Below are 16,215 nucleotides of genomic sequence, written 5' to 3'. Positions count from 1 at the left end.
AACTAATCCTGAAAGAGCCTCGCAAAATATAGCTTGTTGAAGTGACGGAATTTCTATTCTGATTTAGCGTAATGACAGGAAAACGTGTGGGTTACGCATTTTATTGTTTGTATAAAATTTTATACAAGGATGTGTTATGCTTTCAATAAAGCGGGCCTTAAAGCCCATTGTCTGGATTGGCAGTTCATTTGATGATTTACGAAGCTTTCCTGAAGATATACGTAAAACCGCTGGTTTTCAGCTACATCGTCTACAGGCTGGATTAGAAGCTGCTGACTGGAAGCCGATGCCAGAGATAGGTCGAGGTGTTGAGGAGGTAAGGCTCAGGTATGAATCTGGCGCGTACCGAATCATCTACATTGCTCGCTATGCTAACGCGGTCTATGTACTGCATTGCTTCAATAAAAAGACGAAACGTACTTCTGAGCACGATAAACACATTGCTAAAGTTAGATATCGAACCGCTTTGCAAGAAGACAGGAATCAGAAATGAACAATACCGTTGATAATAAGGTTCGCCATGTAACCTCTCCGGATGTCAATATTTTTGCCGAACTGGGGTTTGCAGAAGCGGAAGCGAAGAGCTTAAAGCATGATGCTGAATGCGAGGTCGAACAACTCATTCGCCTGAAGCAGCAGTTGATGCAAGAAATTTCCGGATGGATTGATGAAAACCATCTGAAGCAAGCGGAAGCTGCTGTGAAACTGAATATTTCCCGGCCCCGTGTTTCAGATGTTGTTAATCAGAAAACCAACAAATTTACCCTTGATGCGCTGGTCATGATGCTGGTGAAGTTAGGAAAACCTGTAACAGTTCAGATTGGGTAATGTTAGATATTGTTTATTGTATCTGATCGCTGCGAACGCTTTCCCAGCTCAGCCCGAAGCGGGCGAGATATTTTCGCAAGCGGTCTGCATCGTTAGGATTGGCTTTTTTCTGCCGTGAGACGGCAAACAGTTCGCGTCCGGCTTCCGACAGCGACGCGCTGCGGCGGCACACTTCCAGCACCGTTTCTAACTGGCGGAGATCGAAAAGGTCAATGTCCATGTTCAGTTCCGGTTGCGAAGCGGCAATCTGCCAACTCTCTTTTAACAGCGCAATTTCTTCTTCGACAAGGGATAAGGTGATGCGTCCCTGTTCGGCAAGCGTCGCCATTCGCGCGATGGATGAACTTAGCTCGCGAAAATTGCCGCGCCACTGCGCCTGTGGGGAGCAGGCAAATGCCAGATAACAAGCACGTGCCTCTTTGTCGAAACGGATCTGCATCTGTTTACTGCTGGAAAAACGGTGTAGCTCATACTCGACGTTCGGAGCGATATCTTCCCGCCGCTGCGCCAGACCGGGCAGGGCGAAGTTCCACATATTGATACGCGCGTAGAGATCTTCGCGAAAACGGCCCTCGGCGACCCATTGCTGCATGTCGCGATGGGTTCCGGCAATCAGCTGAAAATCGCTCTGTACTTCTTTGTCCGATCCAAACGGGAAAAAGGTTTTTTCTTCAATCGCTTTTAGCAGCATGGCCTGTTCGTCTAACCCCAGTTCGGCTATCTCATCGAGAAACAGCACGCCGCCATCCGCTTCTCGCAGTAGTCCGCCGCGCGCCGTGAGTGCGCCAGTAAACGCCCCTTTCACGTGACCAAACAACGTAGACATCGCGTTGTCGCCACGCAGGGTTGCGCAGTTGACGGCGACCAGTTTTCCCGCCACCAGATGCCGCGACTGGCGTAGCTGAAAAATACGTTTCGCCAGAAAGGATTTACCCGCGCCGGTGGGGCCGGTGAGCAGGATCGGGTCGGTCGAACGTAGAGCCACACGCTCAATGCGATCGATCAGTTTATTGAAGGTGGCGTTGCGCGTATCAATCCCGGCCTTCAGAAAAGAGACTGACTGCTGCTGTTCGCGCTGAAAACGACTGGTGAGCGTGGCGTAGCGGCTTAAATCGAGATCGATTATCGAGCAAACGCCGGCGGCGACGGCCTCATCCGATGAACCGGCTGGTGCCGGGCTGGTTTGCAGCAGGCTGGCGGGCAGGTAGCGGGCTTCCGTTAGCAGAAACCAGCAGATCTGTGCGACGTGCGTCCCGGTGGTGATGTGCACCAGATACTCTTCGTTTTCCGTATCAAAGCTGTAGTGGGTGGCGAAGTCGAGAAAGGCGGCGTAGACCTCTTCAAAATCCCAGGGGTCGTTAATAGTCACGGCATGCGGACGTACTTCGGTGTCAGGTGAGAGCTGCGCGACGTCTTCAATCAACCTTTGCGCCATGCCTTCATCGCGTGGCTGGTGGAGCAGTTCCAGTCTGTCGACAGGGAAATCAGGCTGTTGGCACAATCCAACCGTAGGGCGCCACTTTTTAAACCGATTGGCGCGTTTACCGCGTTTGTCCAGCACCGTACCCAGTACGCCAATTACAACCCGCCGCTTTTTCATGGTTTATCCAAAAAGATAAGTTAAGAGATTAAAAGATAAAAAAATTAACCGAGTGAGACAACTGCCAATATTGGCGACAACAATTAAATTTATATAAATCAATTTATTAAAAATAAATTCTGACGATTTTCATTTCTGGCACGCTTCTGGTAATAACTCTTACGTCAATCACGCTGAAAACGCAGGGGGTTAAACCCCGCCGGCACGTCAGGAACGGCACAGGCTGTTTTCCGGGAGTGTTCCGTCAGCCGCTGACACACAGTGGGTTCGATTCCCAATTTCATCCTCCGAATGAAAACTGGTTGTTAATCATAGAAATAAAACGGAGCGATGCGCAGTTAGCACGCTCCAGAACAGGCTGCCGGTAAAGATGCCGTGCGACAGGCAAAAGGGAATTCCCCTGCCGCTTCGCCCCTGCACCCGCACCTGACTCACAATAAGGAATAAAAAATGAAGAAAAAAATCACTATTCGTAAAGGCCAGCTTGGCCTGTTATCCCGACAGGGTGATTACTATCAGGTACTGGATGCAGGTGAACACCGTTTGCCATGGTTTAACACACCGGATGTTCTGGTGATCAATACCGATGGCAGCGAAATTCCGGAAGCGCTTGCGGAGTATTTACGTCGCTTCCAGCCAGCATGGGTGGAGCAGTACTGTGTGGTGGCCGATTTAACCGATACCGAAGCGGGTGCGCTGTATGTGAACGGCGTCTTGCAGGAAATTTTGCCACCGGGAACGCGCCGTCTGTATTGGCGCGCAGAGGAAGCACTGAAGCTGGTGCGTATGGATACGCGTCAGGTTTCGGTACCGGTTGAGGTGATGAATGCAGTGTTACAGCCACGACGTAACGGTACGGTGAAAGGCCGTGAAGCTATCTTAACGGTACAGGTTCCTGCGTGGCATGTTGGTGTGCTGAAAATTGATGGCGAAACCCAGACGCTGTTACCGCCGGGGTTGACCGCATACTGGAAGGTAAACCATCTGATTGAAGCCGAAGTTGTTGATACTCGTTTACAGGTACTGGAGGTCGGTGGACAAGAGATCCTGACCAAGGATAAGGTCAACCTGCGTTTAAATCTGGCCGCAAACTGGCGTTATGGCGATGTGTTGCTGGCTTTTGGCCAACTAACCAAACCGCTGGATCACCTTTACCGCGAATTGCAGTTTGCCCTGCGGGAAGCGGTGGGAACGCGCACGCTGGACGAGCTGCTGGAAGATAAGCAGGTGATCGATGAGGTGGTGAGCGCACAGGTGAAAGCCCGAATGACACCGTTTGGTATCGAGGTCGCTTCGCTCGGCGTGAAAGATATTGTCCTGCCGGGTGATATGAAGGCCATCCTGTCCCAACTGGTTGAAGCTGAGAAATCCGCCCAGGCCAACGTGATCCGCCGTCGTGAAGAGACTGCCGCGACGCGATCGCTGTTGAATACCGCGAAAGTGATGGAAAACAACCCAGTGGCGCTGCGCTTAAAAGAGCTGGAAACCCTTGAAAGAGTCGCTGAACGTATCGATAAAATCTCGGTGTTCGGGGGCCTGGACCAGGTGCTGCACGGCCTTGTGAACATAAAAGGATAAGAATAATGAGCTACAACACAGTGGACGGCGCGATGCGCGAAAGGGTATTGCGCCAGCTAAAAGAGGTAGAGCAGCGCTATGGCGTCAGGGTGCTGTATGCCTGTGAATCCGGCAGTCGTGGCTGGGGATTTGCCTCGCCGGACAGCGACTACGACGTGCGATTTCTCTATGTTCATCCGCCTGAGTGGTATCTGCGGGTTGAAGCGCCACGAGATGTTATCGAGTTGCCGATAGATGATGAGCTGGACGTCTGCGGCTGGGAATGGCGCAAGGCGCTGGGGTTACTGAAAGGCGCAAACCCTACGCTTATTGAGTGGCTGGATTCGCCAGTGGTCTATCAACAGGATGAAGTGACCGTGTCGGCGCTGAAAGCGTTGGTGCCCAAATGGTTTTCCCCGCTACGTGCCCGCTGGCACTACTACTCGATGGCGCGGAAAAACTTCCGTGGCTATCTGCAAGGTGCCGACGTGCGATTGAAAAAGTACTTTTACGTCATTCGCCCGCTGCTGGCGGTGCGTTGGGTGGAGGAGGGGAAAGGCGTGCCACCGATGCGTTTTGCCGATCTGCTGGCGGGAAGTGAACTGGATGCGCCATTGCGTCAGGAAATTGATGAGCTGCTGAAGCGCAAGCAGTGTGCGGGTGAAGCGGAATACGGCCCGCGTCGTCCACTGTTGCATGCGTTTATCCGCGCCGAGCTGGAAAGAGGAGAGATTCCGCCGACGTTACCGGATAGTCGGGAAGGCGATGTCAGGGAGTTGGACAGATTGTTATATGAAACGGTGATGCGGTGAAAATGCCCGATGGGACAAGAGCCATCGGGCGTTGGCATCTACTCACTCAAACAAATTATGGTGCAGCTTCTGTACCACCTGTTCGGCTTCAGTACCGGGCACCAGGAAGCACAGGTTATGGCTGGACGCGCCGTAGCAAATCATGCGGATGTTGAATGGCTCCAGTACGCCGAACACCTCTTTACCCACGCCACAGGCTTTGGACAGGTCGTTGCCAATCAGTGCCACCAGCGCCAGGCCTTCTTCCACTTCAACCCGACACAGGGCAGACAGTTCCATCAGCAGAGACTGTGTTAACAGTGTATCGCCGGTGGAGGTCGAACCGGTGGTATCCAGCGTCAGCGCCACGCTGACTTCGGATGTGGTAATTAAATCTACCGAGATGTTGTGGCGCGCCAGGATGCCGAACACTTCCGCCAAAAAGCCGCGAGAGTGCAGCATATTCAGGCTATGCAGCGTCAGCAGCGTTTGCTTACGACGCAGTGCCAGCGCCCGGAACAGCGGTGGATTCGCGGTTTTATTGCATACCAGCGTACCGCCTGCTTTTGGATCCTTACTGGAGCCAACAAACACCGGGATATCGCTACGTACGGCAGGTAACAACGTTGCCGGGTGCAGCACTTTCGCGCCAAAGGTCGCCATTTCTGCGGCCTCTTCAAAGGCGATTTCATCAATACGCTGCGCCGCCGGAACAACGCGCGGATCGGTCGTGTAAATGCCAGGAACATCGGTCCAGATATCGACGCGCGTGGCGTGCAGCGCTTCGGCCAGCAGGGCAGCCGTATAATCGCTCCCGCCGCGCCCCAACGTGGTGGTGCGGCCTTTACCTTCACTGCCGATAAAGCCCTGAGTAATCACCAGACCTTCGCTCAGACGCGGGGCCAACTGGAGCGTTGCCAGTTCGGCCAGCGCCGCGACGTCAGGTTCTGCGCGGCCAAAACGATCGTTGGTGCGCATCACTTTACGTACGTCAAACCACTGCGCCTGCACGTTGCGTTCACGCAGGATCTCGACGAACAGCAGGGTAGACATCAGTTCACCGTGGCTGACCAGTTCGTCGGTCAGTGCGGTTGAAGTCGCCAGTGACGCTGCTTCTGCCAGCGTGGTGATGTTTTCCAGCAGACGTTCAATCTCTTCACGGATCACGTTTGGATAACGCAGGCGTTCCAGAATATTGAACTGAATTTGACGAATGGCATCGAGTTTTTCGAAGCGCGCGGTTGGCTCCAGCCCTTCAGCCAGTGCGACCAGCAGGTTGGTGATTCCCGCAGAAGCGGAAAGTACCACTACACGGACGTTAGCATCAGAAAGTACTACATCAGCGCTGCGATTCATGGCATCAAAATCCGCCACGCTGGTACCGCCAAATTTGGAGACAACTACATCAGTCATAACTACCTCGTGTCAGGGAATGAATAGAGCGACCATGGCACATAAGGCAGAACAGAAACCGGTGCAGGCGCAAATGCAAATACCGTATTTATAAATAAAATGTGTAGCTTGCACTGTCAACGCTGGGATTATGCGGATTTTTCATGCTGCAACTGCGTTGAGTAACGGTACTAATAACAACGCTGATAACCGCTATACTTTTTAGCCACGTTTGGCGGATGCCCTGGCAATGGCATTAAAACAATCACACTTTTCTGTGACTGGCGTTACAATCGATCTCAGTCACAATTCTCAAAATCAGAAGAGTATTGCTAATGAAAAACATCAATCCAACGCAGACCTCAGCCTGGCAGGCACTACAAAAACACTTTGAAGAAATGAAAGACGTTACTATCGCGGATCTTTTCGCGAAAGATAGCGATCGTTTCACTAAGTTTTCCGCGACGTTTGACGATTTGATGCTGGTGGATTTCTCCAAAAACCGCATCACTGAAGAGACGCTGGCTAAACTGCAGGATCTGGCGAAAGAAACCGATTTGGCGGGTGCCATCAAGTCCATGTTCTCCGGTGAGAAAATCAACCGCACTGAAGACCGTGCCGTGCTGCACGTGGCGCTACGCAACCGTAGCAATACGCCTATCATCGTTGACGGCAAAGATGTCATGCCGGAAGTGAATGCTGTGCTGGAGAAGATGAAATCCTTCTCTGAAGCGATCATCTCCGGAAGCTGGAAAGGCTATACCGGTAAAGCCATCACTGATGTAGTAAACATCGGTATCGGCGGTTCTGACCTCGGCCCGTTCATGGTGACTGAAGCGCTGCGTCCTTACAAAAATCACCTGAACATGCACTTTGTGTCTAACGTCGATGGTACGCACATTGCCGAAGTGCTGAAGAAAGTGAACCCGGAAACCACGCTGTTCCTGGTCGCTTCCAAAACCTTCACCACCCAGGAAACCATGACCAACGCCCACAGCGCGCGTGATTGGTTCCTGGCGACCGCAGGCGACAACAAGCACGTTGCCAAACACTTCGCTGCGCTCTCCACTAACGGTAAAGCGGTTGGCGAGTTTGGTATTGATACTGCCAATATGTTCGAGTTCTGGGACTGGGTTGGCGGTCGTTACTCCCTGTGGTCTGCAATCGGTCTGTCCATCATCCTGTCCGTAGGCTTCGAAAACTTTGTTGAGCTGCTCTCCGGCGCGCATGCGATGGACAAACACTTCTCCACCACTCCGGCTGAGAAAAACCTGCCGGTGCTGCTGGCGCTGATCGGTATCTGGTACAACAACTTCTTCGGTGCCGAAACCGAAGCGATTCTGCCGTATGACCAGTATATGCACCGTTTCGCGGCCTACTTCCAGCAGGGTAACATGGAATCCAACGGTAAATACGTTGACCGTAACGGCAATGCGGTGGATTACCAGACTGGCCCAATCATCTGGGGTGAGCCGGGTACTAACGGCCAGCATGCGTTCTACCAGCTGATCCACCAGGGCACCAAAATGGTTCCATGCGATTTCATCGCGCCGGCCATCACCCACAACCCGCTGTCGGATCACCATCCGAAACTGCTGTCTAACTTCTTCGCGCAAACCGAAGCGCTGGCATTCGGTAAATCTCGTGAAGTGGTTGAGCAGGAATACCGCGACCAGGGTAAAGATCCGGCAACGTTGGACCACGTTGTGCCGTTCAAAGTGTTCGAAGGTAACCGCCCAACGAACTCCATTCTGCTGCGCGAAATCACGCCGTTCAGCCTGGGTGCGCTGATTGCACTGTACGAACACAAAATCTTCACTCAGGGCGCTATCCTGAACATCTTCACCTTTGACCAGTGGGGCGTTGAGCTGGGCAAACAGCTGGCGAACCGCATTCTGCCAGAGCTGAAAGATGGTTCCGAAGTGAGCAGCCACGACAGTTCTACCAACGGTTTGATTAACCGTTATAAGTCCTGGCGTGCCTGATAGCACACACTTGTAGGCCGGATAAGGCGTTTAGCCGCATCCGGCATTAATGAAATAAAAAGCCGATATTAATATCGGCTTTTTTATAAGAATGCTCCAGGATATCTACGTTTTAACTTCATACCTTAATTGAGCTTAATCCTAAAATAATTTTATTAATGTTATTCAATTTCTGATGTTTTCGGATTTACCGGATATTGCATTTTAATTTTTATATTTTAATTTATTGATTTAATTGTTTTTGTTGTATTTTTTAATCATTTTTCCTTTCGTTATCTAATTATCCTAAATTCCCGCGTGGCGTAATTTGCACACTTTGGCTTGTGTATACTCGATCTCGCCCGAAATTCTTTTGGGTAAATCTCCATTCATACAATGAAGGGAATTTGTGATGAAAAAAGTTCTGTATGGCCTGTGGGCTATATCTGCGCTTGCGGCGACTTCTGTCTATGCCGCCCCCGTTCAGGTGGGTGAGGCAGCAGGGTCGGCTGCCGCGTCGGTTTCGGCAGGAAGTTCCTCCGCAACCAGCGTGAGCACCGTAAGTTCTGCAGTGGGGGTCGCCCTGGCGGCGACCGGTGGCGGCGATGGTTCTAATACCGGAACCACAACCACCACAACCACCAGTACCCAGTAATAAAGGTACGTTTAATTCTAACCACACTTCGGTGTGGTTATTTTGAATTGCCAAAAGTATGTGGGATTTGTAGGCCGGATAAGCGTTGCGCCACCCGGCAATAATGCGGAGAAACGTCGTGAAGCGACCAGCGCTCATAATGGTTTGCCTGTTACTGCAGGCGTGCTCAGCCACCACCGAAGGGTTGGGGCATTCGCTGTGGGATAGCGTGTTTGGTACTCCCGGCGTACAGATGACGGACGATGAAATCCAAAATATGCCCTACGCCAGCCAGTATATGCAGCTAAACGGCGGTCCCCAATTGTTTGTGGTACTCGCATTTGCGGAAAACGGACAGCAGAAATGGGTGACTCAGGATCGGGCTATTCTCGTCACGCAGCATGGGCGCATTGTGAAAACGCATCTCGGCGGGGACAACCTAATTGAGGTGAATAATCTGGCGGAAGACCCACTCATCAAACCCAATCAGATAGTCGATGGCGCAACGTGGACCCGCACAATGGGCTGGACTGAACATCAGCAGGTACGCTATGCCACCGCGCGATCGGTTTTCAAATGGGATGGCGCAGACACCATCAAGGTCGGCAGCGATGACACCCCGGTACGGATCCTCGATGAAGAGATAACTACCGATCAAACGCGCTGGCATAACCGCTACTGGATCGACAGTGAAGGGCAGATTCGCCAGTCGGAACAGTATCTTGGCGCGCATTACTTCCCGGTGAAAACCACGCTGATTAAGGCGGCAAAATCATGATCAAACGAGTCGTTATGGCGCTGCTGTTGAGCCTGAGCGCAGCGTCTGTTTTTGCTGCGGGCAGCGTTAAGGTCTTTACCTCCGCCAGCGAAGAGCCAAAAACGCTGACCGGGGCCGAACATCTGCTCGACCTGGTTGGACAGCCGCGGTTGAGCAATAGCTGGTGGCCAGGCGCGGTTATCAGCGAAGAGCGGGCAACGATGGAGGCGGGACGTCAGCAGCAGGCATTACTGGCTCGTCTGGCAGCGCTGAGTGCTGAAGAAAGCGGTGACGATGCTGCCGCTATCAACACATTACGCCAGCAGATTCAGGCGTTGAAGGTGACTGGCAGGCAGATGATTAATCTTGACCCGGATGTTGTGCGCGTCAGCGAGCGAGGCAACCCGCCGTTGCAGGGCAATTACACGCTGTGGGTCGGAGCACAGCCAACGCATATCACGCTGTTTGGCCTGCTAAGCCATCCGGGTAAACAACCGTTTATGCCCGGGCGCGATGTTGCCAGTTATCTCGATGGGCAAAGTCGGCTCAGCGGCGCGGATCGTAGCTTCGCCTGGGTTATCTATCCTGACGGGCGCACGCAAAAAGTATCGGTCGCTTACTGGAACAAACGTCACGTTGAGCCGATGCCCGGCAGCATTATTTATGTCGGACTCTCTGATGCTGTCTGGAGCAGCACCTCGGATGAAATTAATGCCGACATTCTTCGCACCCTGACCCAGCGGATACCCGAATAATGAGAAAAACTTACCTGCTCAGCTTACTGGCGCTGGGCGTAAGCGTTGCCTGCCACGGTGAAACCTGGCCCGCGCCCATTGGACCTTCGCAGTCCGATTTTGGCGGCGTGGGGCTGCTGCAAACCCCAACCGCACGCATGGCACGTGAGGGCGAAATGAGCCTCAATTACCGCGATAACGATCAGTACCGCTACTACTCTGCGTCGGTGCAGCTCTTCCCGTGGTTGGAAACCACGCTGCGCTACACCGATGTGCGTACCAAAAAATACAGTAGCGTGGAGTCGTTTTCTGGCGATCAGACTTACAAGGATAAAGCTTTTGATCTCAAACTACGGCTGTGGGAAGAGAGCTACTGGATGCCGCAGGTGGCGGTTGGCGCGCGAGATATTGGCGGAACTGGCCTGTTCGATGCGGAGTATATTGTGGCGAATAAAGCCTGGGGGCCGTTTGATTTCTCGCTTGGCTTGGGCTGGGGATATCTCGGGACCAGCGGTAACGTCAGCAATCCGTTTTGCTCATACAGCGATAAATTCTGCTATCGCGATAACAGCTACAAGCAGGCCGGTTCTATTGACGGCAGCCAGATGTTCCACGGCCCGGCATCGCTGTTTGGCGGCGTCGAGTATCAGACGCCCTGGCAGCCGTTGCGTCTGAAACTGGAGTATGAGGGAAACAATTACCAGCAGGATTTTGCGGGCAAGCTGGATCAGAAGAGCAAGTTTAACGTCGGCGCTATTTATCGCGTCACCGATTGGGCCGACGTTAACCTCAGCTATGAGCGCGGGAACACCTTTATGTTTGGGGTCACGCTGCGGACAAACTTCAACGATCTGCGGCCAAACTATAACGACAATGCCCGCCCGAAATATCAGCCACAGCCGCAGGATGCCATCCTGCAACACTCGGTGGTGGCGAATCAGCTAACGCTGCTGAAATATAACGCCGGACTGGCCGAGCCTAAAATTCAGGTGCAGGGCGATACGCTGTATGTGACCGGTGAACAGGTGAAATATCGTGATTCGCGCGAAGGGATCGAACGTGCCAACCGGATCGTGATGAACGATCTTCCCGACGGGATCCGCACGATCCGTATTACGGAAAATCGTCTTAACTTGCCGCAGGTGACGACCGAAACGGAGGTTTCCAGCCTCAAACGTCATCTGGAAGGCGAACCGTTGGGCCATGAAACCCAGCTGGCGCAAAAACGCGTTGAGCCCGTGGTGCCGAAAACGACCGAGCAGGGCTGGTATATCGATAAGTCACGCTTCGATTTCCACATCGATCCGGTGCTTAACCAGTCGGTGGGCGGCCCGGAAAACTTCTATATGTATCAGTTGGGCGTGATGGGAACGGCGGATTGGTGGGTTACCGATCACCTGCTGACCACCGGGAGTTTGTTCGCCAACCTCGCCAATAACTATGACAAATTTAACTACACCAACCCGCCGCAGGATTCGCATTTGCCACGAGTGCGTACCCATGTGCGCGAGTATGTGCAAAACGATGTCTACGTGAATAACCTGCAGGCCAACTACTTCCAGTCACTCGGAAACGGGTTCTACGGACAGGTTTACGGTGGCTATCTGGAAACCATGTACGGCGGAGCGGGGGCAGAAGTGCTGTATCGTCCGCTGGACAGCAACTGGGCGTTTGGTGTTGATGCCAACTACGTGAAACAGCGTGACTGGCGTAGCGCGCAGGACATGATGAAATTCACCGACTACAGCGTGAAGACCGGGCATTTGACGGCGTACTGGAATCCGTCATTCGCTCAGGATGTACTGGTGAAAGCCAGCGTGGGTCAGTATCTGGCGGGAGATAAGGGCGGAACGCTGGAAGTGGCGAAGCGCTTTGACAGTGGCGTTGTGGTAGGCGGCTATGCGACCATCACCGACGCCTCGCCGGATGAGTACGGAGAGGGTGATTTTACCAAAGGGGTGTACGTATCCGTGCCGCTGGATCTGTTCTCGTCAGGCCCGACCCGCAGCCGTGCGGCGATTGGCTGGACGCCGTTAACGCGTGATGGCGGCCAGCAGCTTGGACGTAAGTTTGGTCTGTACGACATGACCAGCGACAGAAGTGAGAACTTCCGGTAATCGAGCCGTTTGCCAGCCGGATGGCGCTACGCTTATCCGGCCTACAAACTGCCTGTACTGCAGGCCGGATAAGGCATTTGCGCCGTCAGCAGGCAAGTTACAGGCGACGCAATAATTTTGCCGGGTTTCCTGCATACACGCCTTTCTCGGTGATCGATTTGGTCACCACGCTCCCCGCACCGATGACCGCGCCATCGCAGATGGTGACCGCCAGAATGGTCGCTCCACTGCCGATTGAGACATCGTTGCCAATCGAAATTCTTCCCCAACTGTTGCGGTCGGCGTTGGGTTTTCCTTCGCGAAACATATCGTTGGCGAACATCACGCCATGACCGATAAAACAGCGGGCGCCCAGGGTGACATATTCGCAGATGAAAGTGTGCGACTGAATTTTGCTGTCTGCGCCAATTTGCGTATTACCCTGGATTTCAACAAATGGCCCGACAAAAACGTTGTCACCCAATGTGCAGTTGTAGAGATTTGCGGGTTCATAAATCACCACGTTCTCACCGCAGGTAACGTTGCGGACAGCGGATTGTCTTAGCTGCATACTTCATCCTGTGAAATGTGTCGTGACATTCATCATTCCCCGCTGACCTTTCTTGCACAAAACATAAACAAAAAATGTAGATCTCTGTCACATTTTTGCGTTATACAGGAACCTCGCCACTGAGTAAGAGGTGCTGTTATGACGTCGCTATCTCGTCCGCGCGTGGAGTTTATCTCCACCATCTTACAGACCGTGTTGAATCTGGGACTGCTGAGTCTGGGCCTGATCCTGGTTGTATTCCTCGGGAAAGAAACGCTGCATCTGGCGGATGTGCTGTTCGCGCCGGAACAAACCAGCAAGTATGAGCTGGTGGAAGGGCTGGTGGTTTACTTCCTCTATTTTGAATTTATCGCGCTGATTGTGAAGTACTTTCAGTCGGGGTTTCACTTTCCGTTGCGCTATTTTGTCTATATCGGGATCACCGCGATTGTGCGGTTGATCATTGTCGATCATAAAGCACCGATGGATGTGCTGATCTATTCCGCGGCGATCCTGCTGCTGGTGATCACCCTGTGGCTGTGTAATTCAAAACGGCTGAAGCGAGAGTAACAGACAACACGCCGCAATCGGGCTGCGGCGTGTTGCAGGTCAGGGTTACTGCGCAGAGGCAGGCTGGGTTTTCTCTGCGGCGGGTTCCCACAGTTCTTCAAGTTCTTCCAGCGTTTTGCCTTTGGTTTCCGGTACAAACTTCCACATAAACAGCGCCGCCAGAATACCCATACAACCGTAAATCCAGTAGGAGAAACCGTTGTGGAAATGGGAAACCAGCCACGAATTTTTGTCCATCATCGGGAAGGTCCAGGAGACGAAATAGTTCGCCAGCCATTGTGCGGCCACCGCAATGGCGAGCGCTTTGCCGCGAATCGCATTGGGGAAGATTTCTGCCAGCAGCACCCAGCAAACCGGTCCCCAGGACATGGCGAATGCGGCGACGTAAAACAGCATCGACAGCAGAGCAACCAGCCCGGAAGCCTGGGTATAAAACGCGGTACCGAGGCTGAACATACCAATGGCCATGCCCAGAGCGCCAATAATCTGCAGCGGTTTGCGACCAAATTTATCCACCGTCATGATCGCCAGCACGGTAAAGCTCAGGTTGATCACGCCAACAATGATGGTCTGTAACAGTGCCACATCGGTGCTGGCTCCCAGCGTTTTAAACACCTCTGGGGCGTAGTAGAGTACGACGTTAATACCGACGAATTGCTGGAAGATAGACAGCATTACGCCGATGACGATAACGCCTGCGCCAAACATCAGCAGGCGACCACCGGTTTTACGACCATGGTCCAGAGACTGATTGATCTCCTGCATGGCCTGGGTGGCGAGGGTGCTGCCCATAATTTTGCGCAGAATACCTTCCGCCTGCTCGTGTCTGCCACGCGCCATCAGCCAGCGCGGGCTTTCTGGTACGGTGTACAGCAGCAGTAAAAACAGCAGGGCGGGAATACTTTCGGACGCAAACATATAGCGCCAGCCATCGGTATTCAACCAGTTAGCGTCGCCAGAACGGGCGATAAAATAGTTAACGCAATACACCAACAATTGACCAAAAATAATGGCGAATTGGTTAAATGACACCAGTTTTCCACGAATATGTGCGGGTGCCAGTTCAGCAATATACATTGGTGAGAGCATTGAGGCTAAACCTACGCCAATACCACCAATGATACGATAAATAACAAATTCGGGAACGTATCCGGCCAAATAAACAGGTACGGAATTATCAGGATTAATCGTCGTAAAGCCTAATTCCGGCCAGGCGGAACCAATACCGGAAATAAAGAACAGCAGAGCCGCGATTTTCAGCGAGTCCCGGCGGCCAAACCGGTTACTGCAATAGCCGCCCAGTGCACCGCCGATGATGCAGCCTATCAACGCACTGGCGACGCAAAAGCCCAACAGCGAGTTGGCGGCGGATTCACTTAAATGTTGTGGCGCGACAAACACGGTATTCAGGGATTCTACCGTTCCGGATATGACCGCAGTGTCGTAGCCGAATAATAGCCCTCCTAACGTTGCCACTAATGTAATCGAAAAAATATAACTGGAATTATATTGAGAGTTCATTCAGACCTGCCTTAGAGGATACAGCTCTTTTGATCAGTGCCGTGATGTTGAATTTAACAGGCAGGGAAGACAATTATCATTTTTTACATTGCAATTACGTTTTGTCTTTTCTGTGATCTTAATTCTGTTTAATTTATCTATATTCAGACGGAAAATAGAATTGCAGTGATGGGGAGCACGAAAGGAAATAATCGTAACAGTGATGCAAAATAACATAAAAAAAGGGCGCTCCGTAGAGCGCCGAATAACAGTCACAGGTTGGGATAACATAAGTTGAGGGTTGCAGTGGCATTGCCCGTTGCCGGGCAGGTACTTCGGTAAAACTTAACCTTTCACACCACCCGCGGTCAGACCGTTGACTAGCCAGCGCTGTGCCAGCAAGAACACCAGAGTGATCGGAATGGCTGAAAGTACAGCCGCGGCGGCAAAGTCGCCCCACAAATAGTTCTGTGGGTTGAGGTACTGCTGCATACCTACCGCAAGGGTATAGCTGTTCACATCACGCAGCAGCAGTGACGCGACCGGTACTTCGGTAATAGCGGCAATGAAAGACAGAATAAACACGACCGCCAGAATCGGAACGGAAAGCGGCAGCAGCACCAGGCGGAATGCCTGCCACGGCGTAGCGCCATCCAGCGCGGCCGCTTCTTCCAGTGAACCGTCGATAGTTTCGAAATAGCCCTTAATCGTCCATACATGCAGCGCAATACCGCCGAGGTAGGCGAAGATCACCCCGCCGTGCGTGTTCAGGCCGATAAACGGAATGTACTGGCCCAGGCGATCAAACAAAGCATACAACGCGACCAGAGACAGCACCGCCGGGAACATCTGGAAAATCAGCATCCCTTTCAGCAGGGTTGCTTTGCCCGGGAAACGCATACGGGCAAAGGCGTAAGCACAGGTGGTGGAAAGCGTCACGATACCGATCGCGGTAATGCTGGCCACTTTCACCGAGTTCCACAGCCATAACAGTACCGGGAACGGCGGTGGCGTCACACGGCCATCCGCGTGTTCAACGCTAAAGCCCAGCGCCAGTTTCCAGTGTTCCCAGGAGATGTTTTCCGGGATCAGGCTGCCGGTGGCAAAGTTACCTTCGCGCAGCGAGATAGCGATAACCATCAGCAGCGGGAACATGATCGCCGCGATAAAAATCAGCAGCCCTAAGTGCGTTGCGAATAAACGTAACTTTTGTGATTTCGGTTGGACCATAGCCATTGTCGT

General features: G+C 52.6%; 15 protein-coding genes. 10 read left to right on the top strand and 5 right to left on the bottom strand.

The genetic code is table 11. The features are described from left to right. The first annotated feature begins 136 nt into the window (after window positions 1–136). Window positions 137–493: a type II toxin-antitoxin system RelE/ParE family toxin gene (locus OGY17_RS18165; protein ID WP_008786902.1), complete on the top strand. Its 357-nt coding sequence runs from the start codon at window positions 137–139 to the stop codon at window positions 491–493. Further along, a complete protein-coding gene (locus OGY17_RS18160; RefSeq protein ID WP_008786903.1) occupies window positions 490–828 on the top strand; it encodes a helix-turn-helix domain-containing protein in 339 nt (112 codons plus the stop codon). The genes OGY17_RS18165 and OGY17_RS18160 overlap by 4 nt, the downstream gene beginning before the upstream one ends. A gap of 13 nt (window positions 829–841) precedes the next feature. On the opposite strand, the gene rtcR is transcribed toward OGY17_RS18160, so the two are convergent. Beyond that, window positions 842–2,428: an RNA repair transcriptional activator RtcR gene (gene rtcR, locus OGY17_RS18155; protein WP_286607967.1), complete on the bottom strand. Its 1,587-nt coding sequence runs from the start codon at window positions 2,426–2,428 to the stop codon at window positions 842–844. Window positions 2,429–2,878: 450 nt separating this feature from the next. Between rtcR and OGY17_RS18150 the strand changes: the two genes are divergently transcribed. Next, window positions 2,879–4,006: a slipin family protein gene (locus tag OGY17_RS18150; RefSeq protein WP_048236364.1), complete on the top strand. Its 1,128-nt coding sequence runs from the start codon at window positions 2,879–2,881 to the stop codon at window positions 4,004–4,006. A gap of 5 nt (window positions 4,007–4,011) precedes the next feature. Then, window positions 4,012–4,797 (top strand): nucleotidyltransferase domain-containing protein, encoded by a 786-nt coding sequence (locus OGY17_RS18145; RefSeq protein WP_191215245.1) that lies wholly within the window; start codon window positions 4,012–4,014, stop codon window positions 4,795–4,797. A gap of 42 nt (window positions 4,798–4,839) precedes the next feature. Here OGY17_RS18145 and lysC read toward each other — a convergent pair whose 3' ends face one another. Beyond that, entirely contained in the window at window positions 4,840–6,189 is a 1,350-nt protein-coding gene (gene lysC / locus OGY17_RS18140) for a lysine-sensitive aspartokinase 3 (protein WP_003826556.1), read from the bottom strand. A gap of 314 nt (window positions 6,190–6,503) precedes the next feature. On the opposite strand from lysC, the gene pgi reads away from it, so the two are divergent. The 5 genes from pgi (at window position 6,504) to OGY17_RS18115 (ending at window position 12,374) form a co-directional block, all read left to right on the top strand. Next, window positions 6,504–8,153, top strand: a complete 1,650-nt coding sequence (pgi, locus tag OGY17_RS18135; RefSeq protein WP_008786907.1) for a glucose-6-phosphate isomerase — start codon at window positions 6,504–6,506, stop codon at window positions 8,151–8,153. Between the two features lie 391 nt (window positions 8,154–8,544). Next, on the top strand, window positions 8,545–8,787 hold the full coding sequence (gene yjbE / locus OGY17_RS18130) for an exopolysaccharide production protein YjbE (protein WP_003826562.1): 243 nt from the start codon (window positions 8,545–8,547) through the stop codon (window positions 8,785–8,787). A 118-nt stretch (window positions 8,788–8,905) separates the two neighbouring features. Further along, window positions 8,906–9,544, top strand: coding sequence for a YjbF family lipoprotein (locus tag OGY17_RS18125; protein ID WP_020996091.1), 639 nt, complete (start codon window positions 8,906–8,908; stop codon window positions 9,542–9,544). Further along, complete coding sequence (locus tag OGY17_RS18120; protein WP_191215244.1) at window positions 9,541–10,278, top strand: capsule biosynthesis GfcC family protein; 738 nt, start codon at window positions 9,541–9,543, stop codon at window positions 10,276–10,278. The genes OGY17_RS18125 and OGY17_RS18120 overlap by 4 nt, the downstream gene beginning before the upstream one ends. Continuing rightward, a complete protein-coding gene (locus OGY17_RS18115) occupies window positions 10,278–12,374 on the top strand; it encodes a YjbH domain-containing protein (RefSeq protein WP_118263005.1) in 2,097 nt (698 codons plus the stop codon). Before OGY17_RS18120 ends, OGY17_RS18115 begins: the two co-directional genes overlap by 1 nt. A gap of 97 nt (window positions 12,375–12,471) precedes the next feature. On the opposite strand, the gene OGY17_RS18110 is transcribed toward OGY17_RS18115, so the two are convergent. Further along, window positions 12,472–12,924 carry an acyltransferase gene (locus OGY17_RS18110; RefSeq protein ID WP_008786912.1) on the bottom strand — a complete coding sequence of 151 codons (453 nt, stop codon included), beginning with the start codon at window positions 12,922–12,924 and terminating at the stop codon, window positions 12,472–12,474. Between the two features lie 138 nt (window positions 12,925–13,062). On the opposite strand from OGY17_RS18110, the gene psiE reads away from it, so the two are divergent. After that, entirely contained in the window at window positions 13,063–13,473 is a 411-nt protein-coding gene (gene psiE / locus OGY17_RS18105; RefSeq protein WP_003031674.1) for a phosphate-starvation-inducible protein PsiE, read from the top strand. 45 nt (window positions 13,474–13,518) lie between these two features. On the opposite strand, the gene xylE is transcribed toward psiE, so the two are convergent. Together xylE and malG are read right to left on the bottom strand one after the other, a co-directional pair. Beyond that, on the bottom strand, window positions 13,519–14,994 hold the full coding sequence (gene xylE, locus OGY17_RS18100) for a D-xylose transporter XylE (RefSeq protein ID WP_032942091.1): 1,476 nt from the start codon (window positions 14,992–14,994) through the stop codon (window positions 13,519–13,521). A 324-nt stretch (window positions 14,995–15,318) separates the two neighbouring features. Continuing rightward, complete coding sequence (malG, locus tag OGY17_RS18095; protein ID WP_003826575.1) at window positions 15,319–16,209, bottom strand: maltose ABC transporter permease MalG; 891 nt, start codon at window positions 16,207–16,209, stop codon at window positions 15,319–15,321. Between the last annotated feature and the right edge of the window lie 6 nt (window positions 16,210–16,215).

The organism is Citrobacter sp. Cpo126 (genome assembly GCF_030332445.1).
GTDB classification, from domain to species: domain Bacteria; phylum Pseudomonadota; class Gammaproteobacteria; order Enterobacterales; family Enterobacteriaceae; genus Citrobacter; species Citrobacter portucalensis.
The sequence above is the reverse complement of the archived record's forward strand: the minus strand, read 5'-3'. Positions and strand labels throughout refer to the sequence as shown.

Excerpts from the sequence above, each read along its gene's own strand:
- OGY17_RS18165 (WP_008786902.1), top strand. The coding sequence starts at position 137 with ATGCTTTCAATAAAGCGGGCCTTAAAGCCCATTGTCTGGATTGGCAGT.
- OGY17_RS18160 (WP_008786903.1), top strand. The coding sequence starts at position 490 with ATGAACAATACCGTTGATAATAAGGTTCGCCATGTAACCTCTCCGGAT.
- rtcR (WP_286607967.1), bottom strand. The coding sequence starts at position 2,428 with ATGAAAAAGCGGCGGGTTGTAATTGGCGTACTGGGTACGGTGCTGGAC.
- OGY17_RS18150 (WP_048236364.1), top strand. The coding sequence starts at position 2,879 with ATGAAGAAAAAAATCACTATTCGTAAAGGCCAGCTTGGCCTGTTATCC.
- OGY17_RS18145 (WP_191215245.1), top strand. The coding sequence starts at position 4,012 with ATGAGCTACAACACAGTGGACGGCGCGATGCGCGAAAGGGTATTGCGC.
- lysC (WP_003826556.1), bottom strand. The coding sequence starts at position 6,189 with ATGACTGATGTAGTTGTCTCCAAATTTGGCGGTACCAGCGTGGCGGAT.
- pgi (WP_008786907.1), top strand. The coding sequence starts at position 6,504 with ATGAAAAACATCAATCCAACGCAGACCTCAGCCTGGCAGGCACTACAA.
- yjbE (WP_003826562.1), top strand. The coding sequence starts at position 8,545 with ATGAAAAAAGTTCTGTATGGCCTGTGGGCTATATCTGCGCTTGCGGCG.
- OGY17_RS18120 (WP_191215244.1), top strand. The coding sequence starts at position 9,541 with ATGATCAAACGAGTCGTTATGGCGCTGCTGTTGAGCCTGAGCGCAGCG.
- OGY17_RS18115 (WP_118263005.1), top strand. The coding sequence starts at position 10,278 with ATGAGAAAAACTTACCTGCTCAGCTTACTGGCGCTGGGCGTAAGCGTT.
- OGY17_RS18110 (WP_008786912.1), bottom strand. The coding sequence starts at position 12,924 with ATGCAGCTAAGACAATCCGCTGTCCGCAACGTTACCTGCGGTGAGAAC.
- psiE (WP_003031674.1), top strand. The coding sequence starts at position 13,063 with ATGACGTCGCTATCTCGTCCGCGCGTGGAGTTTATCTCCACCATCTTA.
- xylE (WP_032942091.1), bottom strand. The coding sequence starts at position 14,994 with ATGAACTCTCAATATAATTCCAGTTATATTTTTTCGATTACATTAGTG.
- malG (WP_003826575.1), bottom strand. The coding sequence starts at position 16,209 with ATGGCTATGGTCCAACCGAAATCACAAAAGTTACGTTTATTCGCAACG.